This window comes from Achromobacter piechaudii NBRC 102461, from assembly GCF_001571245.1.
In the GTDB taxonomy this organism is placed as follows: Bacteria; Pseudomonadota; Gammaproteobacteria; order Burkholderiales; family Burkholderiaceae_B; genus Achromobacter; species Achromobacter piechaudii.
Window position 1 is genome coordinate 46,290 of sequence record NZ_BCTK01000014.1, and the last position, 14,569, is coordinate 60,858.

Annotated in this window: 12 protein-coding genes; 7 read left to right on the top strand and 5 right to left on the bottom strand. The window is 63.3% G+C overall.

The window, feature by feature from the left end:
- Positions 1–25 precede the first annotated feature (25 nt).
- Positions 26–2,881: an excinuclease ABC subunit UvrA gene (gene uvrA, locus API01S_RS24935; protein WP_050728392.1), complete on the bottom strand. Its 2,856-nt coding sequence runs from the start codon at positions 2,879–2,881 to the stop codon at positions 26–28.
- Between the two features lie 196 nt (positions 2,882–3,077).
- On the opposite strand from uvrA, the gene API01S_RS24940 reads away from it, so the two are divergent.
- The 4 genes from API01S_RS24940 to API01S_RS24955 all read left to right on the top strand — a co-directional run bounded on the left by API01S_RS24940 (position 3,078) and on the right by API01S_RS24955 (position 7,545).
- Positions 3,078–4,262 carry an MFS transporter gene (locus tag API01S_RS24940; RefSeq protein WP_050728393.1) on the top strand — a complete coding sequence of 395 codons (1,185 nt, stop codon included), beginning with the start codon at positions 3,078–3,080 and terminating at the stop codon, positions 4,260–4,262.
- Positions 4,263–4,582: 320 nt separating this feature from the next.
- Positions 4,583–5,104: a single-stranded DNA-binding protein gene (ssb, locus tag API01S_RS24945; protein ID WP_039883724.1), complete on the top strand. Its 522-nt coding sequence runs from the start codon at positions 4,583–4,585 to the stop codon at positions 5,102–5,104.
- A gap of 265 nt (positions 5,105–5,369) precedes the next feature.
- Positions 5,370–5,978 carry a lipocalin family protein gene (locus tag API01S_RS24950; protein WP_006216491.1) on the top strand — a complete coding sequence of 203 codons (609 nt, stop codon included), beginning with the start codon at positions 5,370–5,372 and terminating at the stop codon, positions 5,976–5,978.
- Between the two features lie 16 nt (positions 5,979–5,994).
- The gene (locus API01S_RS24955) at positions 5,995–7,545 is read left to right on the top strand and encodes a cryptochrome/photolyase family protein (protein ID WP_061306436.1); all 1,551 of its coding nucleotides are present in this window, start codon (positions 5,995–5,997) and stop codon (positions 7,543–7,545) included.
- Between the two features lie 42 nt (positions 7,546–7,587).
- Here API01S_RS24955 and API01S_RS24960 read toward each other — a convergent pair whose 3' ends face one another.
- Entirely contained in the window at positions 7,588–8,550 is a 963-nt protein-coding gene (locus tag API01S_RS24960) for a MerR family transcriptional regulator (RefSeq protein ID WP_006216489.1), read from the bottom strand.
- Positions 8,551–8,729: 179 nt separating this feature from the next.
- Between API01S_RS24960 and API01S_RS24965 the strand changes: the two genes are divergently transcribed.
- From API01S_RS24965 to API01S_RS24970, 3 genes are all read left to right on the top strand, one after another.
- The gene (locus API01S_RS24965; protein ID WP_050728395.1) at positions 8,730–9,185 is read left to right on the top strand and encodes a fasciclin domain-containing protein; all 456 of its coding nucleotides are present in this window, start codon (positions 8,730–8,732) and stop codon (positions 9,183–9,185) included.
- 114 nt (positions 9,186–9,299) lie between these two features.
- Entirely contained in the window at positions 9,300–9,458 is a 159-nt protein-coding gene (locus API01S_RS29000; RefSeq protein WP_082305977.1) for a DUF2256 domain-containing protein, read from the top strand.
- 89 nt (positions 9,459–9,547) lie between these two features.
- Complete coding sequence (locus tag API01S_RS24970) at positions 9,548–9,778, top strand: hypothetical protein (protein ID WP_006216487.1); 231 nt, start codon at positions 9,548–9,550, stop codon at positions 9,776–9,778.
- Between the two features lie 38 nt (positions 9,779–9,816).
- Here the strand turns inward: API01S_RS24970 and API01S_RS24975 are convergent, their stop codons facing one another.
- The 3 genes from API01S_RS24975 to API01S_RS24985 all read right to left on the bottom strand — a co-directional run bounded on the left by API01S_RS24975 (position 9,817) and on the right by API01S_RS24985 (position 14,456).
- Complete coding sequence (locus API01S_RS24975; protein ID WP_050728396.1) at positions 9,817–11,142, bottom strand: sensor domain-containing diguanylate cyclase; 1,326 nt, start codon at positions 11,140–11,142, stop codon at positions 9,817–9,819.
- 42 nt (positions 11,143–11,184) lie between these two features.
- On the bottom strand, positions 11,185–11,961 hold the full coding sequence (locus API01S_RS24980; RefSeq protein ID WP_050728397.1) for an EAL domain-containing protein: 777 nt from the start codon (positions 11,959–11,961) through the stop codon (positions 11,185–11,187).
- A 290-nt stretch (positions 11,962–12,251) separates the two neighbouring features.
- Positions 12,252–14,456 (bottom strand): TonB-dependent siderophore receptor, encoded by a 2,205-nt coding sequence (locus API01S_RS24985; protein ID WP_050728398.1) that lies wholly within the window; start codon positions 14,454–14,456, stop codon positions 12,252–12,254.
- Positions 14,457–14,569: the final 113 nt, after the last annotated feature.

Here is a 14,569-nt window from a genome sequence, read left to right on the forward strand (position 1 = left end):
GCCTGATGGTGGGGTTGCGGTGGGCTTACCTGCTTGCGCTGCGGCGCAAGAGCTTGCCCAGGTATTGGCCGGTGTGGCTGGCCGGCGTGTTCGCCACGACTTCCGGGGTGCCTTGCGCCACCACGTAACCGCCGCCGTCGCCGCCTTCCGGGCCCATATCGATCAGCCAGTCCGCCGTCTTGATGACGTCCAGGTTGTGTTCGATGATAAGCACCGTGTTGCCGCTGTCGACCAACTGGTTCAACACCTGCAACAGCAGCTCGATGTCGCGGAAATGCAGGCCGGTGGTGGGCTCGTCCAGGATGTACAGCGTGCGCCCGGTGCTGCGGCGTGACAGTTCCAGCGACAGCTTCACGCGCTGCGCTTCGCCGCCCGACAGCGTGGTCGCGCTTTGGCCCAGCCGGATATAGGACAGGCCCACGTCGATCAGCGTGTGCAGCTTGCGCGAGATGGCCGGCACGGATTCGAAATATTCCAGCGCCTGCTCGACGGTCAGGTCCAGCACTTCGCTGATGTTGCGGCCCCGGTAGCGGATCTCGAGCGTCTCGCGGTTGTAGCGTTTACCGTGGCAAACGTCGCAAGGCACGTACATGTCGGGCAGAAAGTGCATTTCCACCTTGACCACGCCATCGCCCTGGCACGCCTCGCAGCGGCCGCCCTTGACGTTGAAGCTGAAGCGGCCGGGGTCGTAGCCTCGAGTACGCGCCTCGGGTACGCCGGCGAACAGTTCTCGGATGGGCGTGAACAAGCCGGTGTACGTGGCCGGATTGCTGCGCGGGGTGCGGCCGATGGGGCTTTGATCCACGCTGATGATCTTGTCGAAGTTCTCAAGACCCTGCATCGACACATAGGGAGCGGGCTCGCTTTGCGCGTGATGCAGCTGGCGCGATACCGCTACCGCCAAGGTGTCGTTGACCAGCGTTGATTTGCCGGAGCCGGACACGCCCGTCACACAGACCAGGCGGCCGGCCGGCACGCGCAGTTCGACGTCTTTGAGGTTGTTGCCGCTGGCCCCGGTGAGGGTCAGCCAGGGCAGTTCGTCGTTGACCGGGCGGCGAGCGGGAATGGCGATCTCGCGCGCACCGCTCAGGTACTGGCCGGTCAGCGAATTCGGATCGCGCTGCACGGTGTCAGGGTCGCCCTGGGACACGACTTCGCCGCCGTGCTCGCCAGCGCCCGGGCCCATGTCGACGACCCAGTCGGCCATGCGGATCATGTCTTCGTCGTGCTCGACGACGATGACGCTGTTGCCCAGGTCGCGCAGGTGTTGCAAGGTGCCGATCAGGCGATCGTTGTCGCGCTGGTGCAGGCCGATGGAGGGCTCGTCCAGCACGTACATCACGCCCGTGAGGCCAGAGCCGATCTGGCTGGCCAGCCGGATGCGCTGGGCTTCGCCGCCCGAGATGGTGTCGGCGCTGCGGTCCAGTGACAAATAGTTCAGCCCGACGTTGTTCAGGAAACTGAGCCGCGCTTCGATCTCGCGCACGATGCGCTGCGCGATCTCTTGCTTGGCGCCGGTCAGGCTCAGATCACGGAACCAGGCCAGGCAGCTGGACAGCGGCATGGCTTCGACTTCGTAGATGGCCTGGCCGTGGCGCTCGCCGCCGCGCGGGTCGTGCCCGATCAGCACGTTGCGCGCTTCGGGGCGCAGGCGCGATCCCGCGCAGTCCGGGCAGGTCTTGATGTTGCGGTACTTGCCCAGTTCTTCGCGCACGGTGGCCGAGTCGGTCTCGCGCCAGCGGCGTTCCAGATTCGGGATGACGCCTTCAAACGTATGCCGCTTGACGGTGCTGCGGCCCTTTTCGTTCAGGTAGAGGAATGAAATTTCTTCCTCGCCCGAGCCGTACAGCACCTTGTCGCGCAGCGTTTCGGGCAGGTCTTCGAATGGGGCTTCGATGTCGAATTCGTAGTGCGCCGCCAGGCTGGTCAGCAGCGAATGCGTGAATGCATTGCGGCGATCCCAGCCACGGATCGCGCCAGCGGCCAGGCTCAGTTCGGGAAAGGCGACCACGCGCTTGGGGTCGAAGAATCCCACCTGGCCAATGCCGTCGCAGCTGGGGCAGGCGCCCATCGGATTGTTGAAGCTGAACAGGCGCGGTTCCAGCTCGGGCAGGCTGTGGCTGCACACCGGGCAGGCGTAGCGGCTGGAGAACACCTGCTCGCGTTCGCTGTCCATGTCCAGCGCCAGCGCGCGGCCGTCGGCCAGTTGCAGCGCGGTTTCAAAGCTCTCGGCCAGACGCTGCTTGCTCTCCGGCTTGATACGCAGCCGGTCGATCACGACGTCGATGTCGTGCTTCTCGGTCTTCTTCAACGGAGCCATGCCGTCGATTTCCATCAACTGGCCGTCGACGCGCAGCCGCACGTAGCCTTGCGCCTGGAGGCTGGCGCATTCGTCCTCGAAGCTGCCTTTCTTGCCACGCGCAATCGGCGCCAGCACGGCCAGCCGGGTTTCCGGCGTCCAGCCCAGCACCGCGTCGACCATCTGGCTGACGGATTGCGCCTGTAGCGGCAGGCCGTGATCGGGGCAGTAGGGCGTGCCCACCCGCGCATACAGCAGGCGCAGGTAGTCGTGGATTTCGGTGATGGTGCCGACCGTGGAGCGCGGATTGTGGCCGGCGGCTTTCTGCTCGATGGAAATGGCCGGCGACAGACCTTCGATGAGGTCAACGTCCGGCTTGTCCATCAGCTGGAGAAATTGTCGGGCATACGCGGACAGGCTTTCCACATAACGTCGTTGGCCCTCCGCGTACAGCGTATCGAACGCCAGCGAAGATTTGCCAGAGCCGGACAAGCCGGTGACGACCACCAGTTTGTGGCGCGGCAGGTCCAGCGAAACGTTCTTGAGGTTGTGGGTGCGAGCACCCCGTATGCGTATTGTCACGTTGATCGTGTGTCCATCAGGCTCTTTTAAGCGGTTTCAAAGGCCAACTTGTTACTATAGCGCGCCGAATCCTCCCGCGTTCAAGGCAGCCCACCAAGGCGGACTGGACCGGGTTCGGCGCCGCACCGCCAGATCAGACTGTGAGCGTGTGACATCCACGCGCGCGCACCGCCCTTGTCATTGTTGAATTTTCCGCATGCCGGCAGACATCAAGTTGAAATTGACCCCCTCCGAGCGCCGCGCCAGCGTCGCGTTGGCCGGCCTGTTCGCCGCGCGGATGCTGGGGCTGTTCCTGTTGTTGCCGGTGTTCGCCGTGGCCGCCGCCGGACTGCCGGGCGGGAACGACCCCGCGCGCGTCGGCCTGGCTCTGGGCATGTACGGCCTGACGCAAGCCTTCATGCAGATTCCTTTTGGCCTGGCGTCCGACCGCTGGGGGCGTCGCCCCGTCGTATTGTTCGGATTGCTGTTGTTCGTCGTCGGCAGCGTCGTCTGTGCGCAGGCGACGGACGTGTACTGGATCACGATAGGCCGCGCCATCCAGGGGGCGGGGGCCATTTCCGCCGCCGTCACCGCCTGGCTGGCCGACGCCACCCGTGATGAAGTCCGCACCCGCGCCATGGCGATGGTGGGCGGTTCGATCGGGCTGTCGTTCGCGGTGTCGCTGGTCTTGTCGCCGGTGCTGGTGGGTTGGTGGGGCTTGTCCGGGCTGTTCTGGACCATCGCCTGCCTGGGCGTGATCTGCCTGGGCGTGGCGCGCTTCGTGGTGCCGGTGGTGCCGCGCACCCAGGCCCGAACCATGCAGGCCGCTCGACCCCGCGAAGTGCTGACCCACCGTGATCTGCTGCGCCTGAACTTCGGCGTCTTCGTACTGCACCTGATCCAGGTGTCGCTATTCGTCGTGGTGCCGGCGCTGCTCGCCAAGGTGGGCGGGCTGGATGCGCGCGAATTGTGGAAGGTCTATCTGCCGGTCATCCTGGTGTCGTTCGTGCTGATGGTGCCGGTGGTGTTCGTCGCGGAAAAGCGCCGCGCCCACCGTGGCGCCCTGCGCGCCGCCGTGGCGGGCCTGGTGCTGGTGTGTGCGCTGCTGCCCGCCGCCAGCCATGGTTTCTATACGTTGGCCGTGGCGCTGACCGGTTTCTTCGTGGCCTTCAACGTGCTTGAGGCCCTGCAGCCCTCACTGGTTTCGCGCGTGGCCCCTCAGGCATACAAGGGCCTGGCGCTGGGCTTCTACAACACGGCGCAGGCGGCGGGCCTATTTGTCGGCGGCGCGCTGGGTGGCTGGCTGGCGTCGCATTCGGGGGCCAGCGCGGTGTTCATCGGCGCGGCCATTCTGTCGGCCATCTGGCTGGCGGTGACCTGGGCGCTACGACCGTTGTCCTGATGTGGGGATGTGTCCCCGACTACATGCGGAAAGTCGCGGATGTTGCCGCGTATGGTCGCCAACAGCTCCTAAATCGATTCCCGGGGTGGATCGCTTTGTCACGAATCGCGTTTGGCGCGGCGAGTGCTTTTCGTCGATAATACGTACCAAATTAGGGCTTCAAGGAAGTGGGAATCCATCGGATTCCAGTCGTCGCCGGTCATTGTCATGATGACCGGCGTGTTTCATGAAGCCGGTCTTCAACATCGCTTTTTATGTTGTTGCCGGCGCGCTCGCGGCAACGCCTGGGCGCAGGCTGTCAACAACTGAGGGACATCGGCATGGCATCGGTTAACAAAGTCATTCTTGTGGGCAATCTGGGGCGTGACCCGGAAGTCCGCTACAGCCCGGACGGGGCGGCAATCTGCAACATGTCCATCGCCACGACCTCCACCTGGAAGGACAAGGCTTCCGGCGAGCGCCGCGAAGAAACGGAATGGCATCGCGTCGTCATGTACAACCGCCTGGCGGAAATCGCCGGCGAATACTTGAAGAAGGGCCGTTCGGTCTACATCGAAGGCCGCCTGAAGACCCGCAAGTGGCAAGACAAGGACACCGGCGCTGATCGCTACAGCACCGAAGTGGTCGCCGACCAGATGCAAATGCTGGGTGGCCGCGAAGACGGCGGCGGCGGTGGCGCCAGCTACGGCGGCGGCGGCGGTTACGACGACGCTCCGTCGCGCCCGCAACAGCAACGCGCCCCGGCGCAACGCCCGGCGCCGCAACAGCGCCCGGCTCCGGCCGCAGCCCCGGCCAGCAGCGGTGCGAACCTGGCGGATATGGACGACGATATTCCGTTCTAAGACGTCGCCAGTTCAGTCTGCAAACAAACCCCGGCATGTCCATGACTGTCGGGGTTTTTGCTTTTGGGCTGCTGTTTCTCGTCGCCATAACTGTCTGGTGTCAGCTCAACTGAATATTCGCTAGACCTGGCCGGCTTGGTTTCGGTCACCCCCTACACCTTGATACCCAAACCCCCAGACTTGTTTCCGTTTTCCTCGAATCGGAAGCATGGCCGCAGGACCTCGAAAATATAATTGCGGCTGATACTTTCAGCGGAGGTCTGCCATGCGTCATGCCAAGTCCGATCGTCGTTTCTCCCATCCCTTGTGGCGCGTGGCGCCATGGCTGGGCCTGGGACTGCTGGGTTTGACGCTGTACGGCTGTGCCGCCACGACGCCGCCCAAGGGCGTGACGCCAGTCGGTTCCTTCGACGTGCATCGGTATGAAGGCCGCTGGTTCGAGATCGCGCGGCTGGACCACCGGTTCGAGCGCGGAATGACCGACGTCACCGCCAACTATGCCTTGCAGGATGACGGTAGCGTGCGTGTGGTGAATCGCGGGTTCGACCCTGCCAAGGGGGCGCAGGGCGATTGGCGATCGGCGCAGGGCCGAGCCCTCTTTACGGGTGACCCGTCGGTGGCGTCGCTGAAGGTGTCTTTCTTCGGTCCGTTCTACGGGGGCTACCATGTGGCCGCGCTGGACCCGGAGTATCGCTGGGCGTTGGTCGTGGGCCCGGATCGCGGCTACGCCTGGATCCTGGCGCGCGACAAAACGCTGAGCCCGGACACGCGCGACGATATCCTGCGTCGCGCCCAGGCCTTGGGCTTGGATACCAATGCGTTTATCTGGGTCAGCCAGGAACGCGCGCAGCCTGCGTTGGAACCAGCGTCCTGATCCGGAACGGCACGCCATGGCATCCCAACGCTCCGGCGCGCGCGCGCTGCGCTTGATTCTGGGCGATCAGCTGAACCCGCTTCACAGCTGGTTCGAGCATCCCGATCCGGGCGTGGTGCATGTGCTGATGGAAGTGCGTCAAGAGACGGACTACGTGCTGCACCACGCGCAGAAAATCCTGGCTATCTTCGCAGCCATGCGCGATTTTGCGCGGCATCTGCGCGAGGCGGGACATCGGGTGAGGTACGTCGCGATCGACGATCCCAGCAATCGCCAGGACATGACGCAAAACCTGGCCGCGCTGATGGCGCATTACGGCGCGCGCGAACTGAGTTACCAGCAACCCGATGAATGGCGGGTCAGCGAGAACCTGCGTACTTGGGGCGCATCGCAGACGTTCTCCGTGCGGGAAGTGGACAGCGAACATTTCTATACGTCCCGCGACGAGGTGGCCGAGTTTTTCGGACCACGCAGGCAGTGGTTGATGGAGGCTTTTTACCGCCATATGCGCCAACGCCATGGCGTGCTGATGGACACTTCAGGCGCTCCGATGGGCGGCCGATGGAACTTCGACCACGACAACCGCGAGCCCTGGCAGGGCACGCCGCTGCTGCCGCCGGATGCCCGGCCGGTGCATGATCATCGCGGGTTGTGGGAAACAGTGCGCCAAGCGGGTGTGCAAAGCTTCGGAAATCCGCAGGCCGGTGAGTTCCACTGGCCGTTGAACCGTGCGCAGGCGCTGGCGTGGCTGGATCACTTCATCCAGAGTGCTCTGCCGAACTTCGGGGCCTATGAAGACGCGATGAGCGCGGGCAACCCGCGCCTGTTTCATTCGCAGTTGTCGTTCGCCCTGAACACCAAGATGCTGCATCCGGACGAAGTGGTGCGGCAGGCCCAAGCCGCCTACGAGGCGGGGCACGCACCGCTCGCTGCGGTGGAGGGTTTCATCCGGCAGATTCTGGGATGGCGCGAATATGTGCGCGGCGTGTATTGGGCGCACATGCCGGGCTATGAGACACGCAACGCGTTGGGGCATGCGCGCCCGTTGCCGGCGTGGTTCTGGACGGGGCAGACAACAATGCGTTGCATGCGCGACGCCATCGGCAATTCGCTGGAGAACGCCTACGCGCACCATATCCAGCGCCTGATGGTCATCGGCAACTTTGCGCTGCTGGCCGGACTGGACCCCGGCGCCGTGCATCAGTGGTATCTGGGCGTGTATATCGATGCGTTCGAATGGGTCGAGCTGCCCAATACCGTTGGCATGAGCCAGTTCGCGGACGGCGGGCTGCTGGGCACGAAACCCTACGTCAGCAGCGCGTCCTACATAGACCGCATGAGCGATTACTGCCAGGCATGCCCGTATGACAGGAAGCAGAGAACCGGCGACCGCGCCTGCCCGTTCAATGCCTTGTACTGGGATTTCTTTGCTCGCCACCAGCCGCTGCTTCAGGACAACCGGCGTCTGGCGATGGTGTACCAGCAATGGCGGAAGACGCCCGAACACGTACAGACGGCGTTGCGAGACCAGGCGGCGCTGACGTTGAGCCGCCTGGACGATCTTTGATCCCTGCACAACTTGTGCAAGCAACGCCGGACGCGCTCGTGTTCAGTCGGCTGCCGGCCACATGCCTTCGGTCTGCAGCAGACGATTCATGGCGATTTCGAGGATGCCGCGCGCCTGTCCGGCAGCCTGTTGCAGCGCCAGGTGCAATTGGGCGTCCGCTTCGTCGCGCGACGCGCACTGTGCGCTGTACCGCTCAAAGCTGCCCACCATCATCAGCAGTTCGGCCAGGTGCCTGGGGCACTCGCATGTGATGGGATTGCGCAGCGTCATGATCTTGGCCAGCGCGTCTTCGTTGAATTCGACGGCCGAAGCCGGGCCCAGCGCGGCAAGATTCAAGCCGGCGACGGCCGAACGGCACAGTGGCGCCAGCTCGTTCAACTGAGCAGGTATGCGCGCGACCAGGCACCCTTGCGCGCGCAGCGTGCGGATCGTGGCGTTGGAGCTGAAGCGGTACAGCACCACCACGGCGCCGGTCTCGGTAGCATCGCGCGCGCGTTCGATGGGCGCCAAGGCATTAGCGTCCAGTTCCGAGATTTCGATGATGAGCACGTCTGCATGGCGCGGCAACGAACCGGCGTCGTCCAGGCGCGCGCACGCGCCGATCACGCGGACATCCGGCCCGGCCATGAAATCGACGACGCCGTCCTGACCCGGTACGCCGCCAGAAAGGCGCGGAGCGAGCGTCGCGCCGATCGCCACCGCACGCAAGGCAGGGCTGGCCAGGCTGGGCTGCGCGCCAAGCATGGCCTGCAACTGCTCCAGCGTCAGCGTCGCCAGCGTGCCGATGGCGTGCCCCTGATCCGCGAGCTGTTTCAACAGCCGGAGCCGATGGACCTGCTCGGCCGAATACAGCCGTTGGCCTCGCGGCGAGCGCTCGGGAGAGGACAGGTGATAGCGCCTTTCCCAGACGCGCAGGGTTTCAACGGGCAGGCCGGCCAGCCGGGCTGCGACTCCGGTCCGGTAGGCGGCGGTTGAACCGGTTCGGTCAATGTCAGTGTCGGGCATATGTTCCATAAATGAACCGTTTTTGAACCAGTAAATACCGCATTTATAGGTTCAAAATATGGACGAAGTGAGTGGTGCCGCCTACTCTACTCCCACGCATCGCCTTTTCCAAGTTGCCACGCGCGGTAAGAGGGTGCCCCGATGCGAACCCCCATATCAATGACATTCTGGAGCTCATCATGAAGCGTTTTCTGACTGGAACGACGATCGCCCTGGCCTGCGGCCTGGCGAACGCTGCCGACATCGTGGATACGGCTAAATCGGCGGGCGAGTTCAATACGCTGACGACTGCCGTGCAGGCCGCCGGGCTGACCGACACCCTGAAGGGGCCCGGGCCATACACCGTGTTTGCGCCGACTGACGCGGCGTTTGCCAAAGTGCCGAAGGACAAGCTGGATGCGTTGTTGAAAGACAAGGCCGCACTGACCAAGGTCCTTACGTATCACGTCGTACCGGGCAAGGTCATGGCCAAGGACGTCAAGGCAGGCGAGGTCAAGACGGTTCAAGGCAGCCCCATCACCGTGACCGTCGCCGATGGCAAGGTCAAGGTCGATGGCGCCAATGTGGTCAAGACGGACATCGTCGCCGACAACGGCGTCATCCACGTCATCGACACGGTTCTGATGCCCAAGTAATTCGGGACAAAATCGGTTCGGTTTTTCGGTTTTCTATGACCGACGCGGGGCCGCCCAGAGCGGCCCTGAGTCACTTGCGTCGAAGCCGCGCCCGCTCAGTACCGGATTCAAGTCATGCCCAGGAACCGACCGCTCCCAGAAAAAATCTGCCTGCATTGCGGGCGGCCATTCACTTGGCGCAAGAAATGGGAACGCGCTTGGGACGAGGTGCGCTTCTGTTCCGAACGCTGCAAAAGGGAGGGGGCGCGAACTTTGCGGGAATCGATGCAGTGATGCGAAGGAGTATGGGCAAGCGAGCAAGAAGTCGGCCCTTGCCATGAATCCGCCGCGGGAAAAGCCGTGTTTGGGTAGAAGAGGTTCTTATGGACACGCAGGAATTGGTCGCGCAGATGATCATCAGGACATCAGGCGCACGGAGCTTCGAAGACTGGCCAGAGGTGTTAGCTGCCTACGCCGCTCTCATCGAGACCGTGCAATACAAGCTTACGCACCAGGAGATGGAGGATTTCATCAACCTGGGCGCGGACTTTTATCGCACGTTGGCGCGTGCCGAGGACTATCGACGAAGGGGCGGTTTCGCTGCGGGCATGTGATCGCATCCGATGCCGCCCCGAGCGAACAGGGGAAGGGATCAGGATGGGGCTGTTGATTCTGCCGCTGTCGCGTCGTTCCGCCGCTCAATGCGATCCACCCCGGCAGTTTCCGCCGTGCGCGCAACCGACAGCCTGTTGCGTCCGCCGCGTTTGGCCTCGTATAGCGCGGTGTCTGCGCGTGCGATGAGTTCCTCGATGGTTTCGCCGGGAACGAACTGCGCCACGCCCAGGGACAAGGACAGGGATCCGATTTCCGCGTCACGATGCGCATGCACGCAGGTGCGCGCGCGTTCCGCAATGTCGATCGCATCCGAGATCGGACAGTCGGCGAGCACGATGACGAACTCTTCGCCTCCCCAACGAATTACCGTGTCCTGGCTGCGCACCGCACCGTGCAGGATTCTCGCGATTTCGCTCAGCACCCGGTCTCCGGCGAGATGCCCGAAATGATCGTTGATGCGCTTGAAGTGGTCGACATCCGCAATGATCAAGCTGAGTGGATCGTCGCCCGTCTGAGCGCTCGCAACGGCATCTCGCAGCGTTTTTTCGCCATGCGCGCGGTTGTAGAGTCCGGTGAGCTTGTCCTTCGTGGCGGCGCGCAATAACGCTTGTTCTCTTTCCACCTGTTGCGACACGTCTTTGCTGACGCTGATGTGGTGGGTCGCACGGCCCTGCTCATCGAAAATCGTCGAGATGGTCTGCTCGACATGAAAGAGCGAGCCGTCTCGCTTGCGATTGACGAACGTGGCCCGAAAATCCTGCCCGCTTGAGAGCGTGCGGTACATGGCTGCATAAAACGCGTCGTCATGCTCGCCCGACTTCAGGATCGCCGCCGTCTTGCCTTTGATGGTGGATAGGGAATAGCCCGTGGCGTTTTCGAACGCCTTGTTCACAAAGCTGATCCGCGCCTCTGCGTCCGTCAGCATGACCAGATCGCTTGTTGCATCGAGCGCGCGAGCCAGCAAGTGATTGTTGCGGCCGATACGCACCAATTCAGAGATATCTTCCTGCACCGACACGAAGTGCGTGACCGCGCCGCTCGCGTCGTGGATCGGCGAAATATTCCACCGCACGATGTAGTCTGAACCGTCCTTGCGGTAGTTGGTTGCCCTGCCTTCGAAATACCGTCCTTCTTTCAAACAGGCGCGCAGGGATTCGATGACTGCGGGATCGGTGGCCGGTCCTTGAAGAATGCGCAGAGACCGCCCGCGCAACTCTTCAAGTGAATAGCCTGTCATGGCGGTGAACGCGGGGTTGGCGAACTGAACGCGACAGCCCGCAGACAGATCCGCATCGGTGATGACCAGCGCGTTCCACGCTTGCATGAATGCCGCTTCGAACAGTTGCTGCTGCGGCATGTTCATGCTCGGAGCTCCGCTGACGCGACCCGGACGCCGCAGCGGCAATCAACCGGCATTGGATATCGGCGGCATGGCCTGGAAGGCTGGCTTGGCGAACAGATAACCTTGCATGAGAGAGATGCCTTGGGACGCCAGAAAGTCGCGCTCGCCGGCCGTTTCAATCCCTTCCGCAATGACGCGAATGCCCAGGTCCGTGCAGATTCTTTGTACGCCCGCAACGATGCGCTGACGCGCGATGTTTGTGTCGATGCCGCGCACAAGCGCCATGTCGAGCTTGATGAGGTCGGGTTGAAAATCCGCCAGCAGCGTCAAACCCGAATAGCCTGAGCCGAAGTCGTCGATCGCGGTCTGAAAGCCATACGATTTGTAGGCTTGGAAGATCTCCAGCAGATGTGCGCGATCGATAATGCTCTCGCCCTCGACCGTTTCGAAAATGATCCGATTGACGGGAAAACCGTGCCGCTCTGCTGCCTCGAAGGTGGTACGGATGCACGCGGCGGGTTGATAGACCGCGTTAGGCATGAAGTTGATCGACAGGTATCGATCCATGCCGAGCCGGGCGGCCAGTTCAATCGCGGTGGTGCGGCAACGCTGGTCGAAGTGATAGCGGTTGGCGTCGTCCACTTGCGACAGCACGGAGGCTGCCGGCTCGCCTTGAGGACCCCGCACCAGCGCTTCATAGGCATAGGCATCGCCAGATTTCAGATCCACGATGGGCTGAAACGCGAACGTCATGTCGATCGACGCTACCTCATCTGATTTGCAACCGTGGCACGAGCCGCCTGATGCGGCGGGCTGGGCCGAGCCGTGGATGGGAATCATATTGGCGGAATCGGAAGGGAAAGTTCGATGGGCGGTTATCACCGGGACCCACGGCCCCACGCGGCGCCGGCCATAGGGCCGTTAGCTGCGCGACTTTACCAGATGCACGATTGCCAGAACAATGAATCGACCTGCCGGGATCGGCGCCGTTCAGGCGCGCCGTTTATGCCAGGTCAACGACCCGCGCAGCCGCGTGGCGACACGGGTTCAAGAACACCGTTTCGCCAGGGGTCTGCGCAGGTCACCCGCCCGATGCCGATGGGGCTTTTGCCAAAGGGCCGGGCGACGGCTTACCAGCGGTATCGCAAGGTCGCCATCACCGTGCGTTCCGCGCCCCAGTAGCAGCTGACGGCCGTGCCCAGGCAGTTGGCGACGTAGCGCTTGTCGAACAGGTTCGACACGTTCAATGCAACTTGAGCACCCGCCAGCGACGGGCTGACGCGGGACAGGTCATAACGGATGGCGGCGTCCACCAGCGTGACGGCGGGCAGGGCGTAACGGTTGTTCAAGTCGCCGTAGAAACCGCCTCGGTAGGTGACGCCGGCGCCCAGGCCCACGCCTTGCAGCGGGCCGCTGCGCAGCGTGTAGTCGGCCCAGAGCGCGGCCTGGTGGCGCGGCACGAAGATCAGTTGGTTGCCGCGCTGCGCGGCCACGTTGGTCTTGGTGATTTCGCTGTCGCTCAGGGCGTAGGACATCGTCAGGTCCAGCCCGTTGTCGAAGCTGGCCTTGCCTTCCAGCTCAAGGCCCTGCACCTGTACCTGTCCCGTCTGCACGACATAGCTGGTGTTGACGGGATCGGGCGTGTTGACGTTCTTCTGCGTGATCTGGAAGGCCGACAGCGTGACGAAGCTGTCGTACCCGTCGGGTTGATACTTCACGCCGGCTTCGTATTGCTCGCCCGTGGTGGGCTTGAGCGGCGAGCCATCGCGCGTGATGCCCGTCATCGGCTGGAACGATGTCGAGTAGCTGAAGTAGGGCGCGATGCCGTTGTCAAAGCGATAGGTCACGCCCGCGCGGCCGGTGAAGCGGTCGGCATCGGATGTGCGCGACGTCCAGCCCCATTGGCCGCCGCTGCCCGCGACGCCATTGTCGGTGGTGCCTTCGGTCCAGTCGTAACGCCCGGCGAACGTGAAACGCAGGCGATCCAGTTCGATCTGGTCTTGCGCGTACACGCCCAGCTGGCTGCGCGTCATATTGATCTTGTTGGCCGTGGCGGGGCGGGTCACCGACGTGCCGTAGTCCGGGTCGAACACGTTGAACAGCGGCGAGGCGGGCGGCAGCATCAGGCCAAGGCTGCTCTCGTTGTAGCGCGACTTCTCGCGCAGGTAATCCAGGCCGAACGTCACGTCATGGCGCGTGGGGCCGGCGCTGAATTTGGCGTTCAACTGATTGTCGATCTGGAACGTATGCGAGGTTTCGGGAAAGGCCCAGGCATAGCGGATGGCTTGGGTGTCCGACACCATCGCGCCGATCTGCACGCGTCGCGTGTTGGTGTCGACGTTGGTGTAGCGGGCGCTTTGGCGCAGGCTCCAGGTGTCGTTCAGCCGGTGATCCAGCGTGTAGCCGATCATGGCTTGCTCGTTGGTGAAGATGTCGTAGCCCGGCTCTCCCACGAAGCGGTCGCGCGGGATGTAGCCGGCGGTGGCGCTCTTTTCCAATGTGCCGATGACCGGCAGCACGGGGGCGCCGCCACCGCCGTGGCTCGTGATCTTCTGATACTGGGCGCTCAGGTTCAGGCTGGTGTCGGAGGACGGACGCCACGTGAAGCTGGGGGCGATGAATTGGCGTTCGTCGTCGACGTGTTGGTATTGCGTGTCGCTGTCACGCAGCGTGCCGGTCAACCGGTACAGGAACTTGCCCTCTTCGTCGGCAGGGCCCGAGAAATCAAACGCACCCTGAAAACGGTTGAAGCTGCCCGCCTGCAACACCACTTCGTTGAACGGTTCAGCAGTGGGACGCTTGCTGGTCATGTTGACCAGGCCGCCCGGCGCGCTTTGCCCGTACAGCCCCGAAGACGGCCCTTTCAGGATTTCGATGCGTTCCAGCCCGTAGGTGTCGATGCGCGGTTGCGAATAGCCACGTGCGCCAAAGGGCAGCAGCAGCCCGTCCAGATAGCGTGAAGGCGTAAAGCCGCGCACGGTCAGCCAGTCATAGCGCACGTCGCTGTCGCCGTATTGAGCGAACACGCCGGGGGTGTAGCGAACGGCTTGGGCGACCGAGGTGACGCCGCGTTCGTCCATCTCGCTGCGGGTGATGACGTTGATGGTCTGGGGCGTGTCGATCAGCGCGGCGTCCGACTTCGTGCCGGAGCGGCTGCGCGTGGTCACATAGTCAGCGCCCGAGGTCGGCGATGCGTCGTTCGCTCCCTGCACCACGACGGGGGCCAGCGTCGTGACCCCGTTTGCAGCGGGTTGGGCGGTTTGCGCGGTGGCGGCAGCGGACGCCGCAAGGGCGGCCAGCAACGCCAGCGGCAGCGGCTTGACTGAAAAGGACACGGTGTTACCCCTGGATCAATTTATAATTAACAAGAATCATTTCTGTGCGTCGCATGATTTCAGATCTCGCTTTTGCTGTCTGACGTTTTTTCGGCGCCGATTGACGGTTTTGC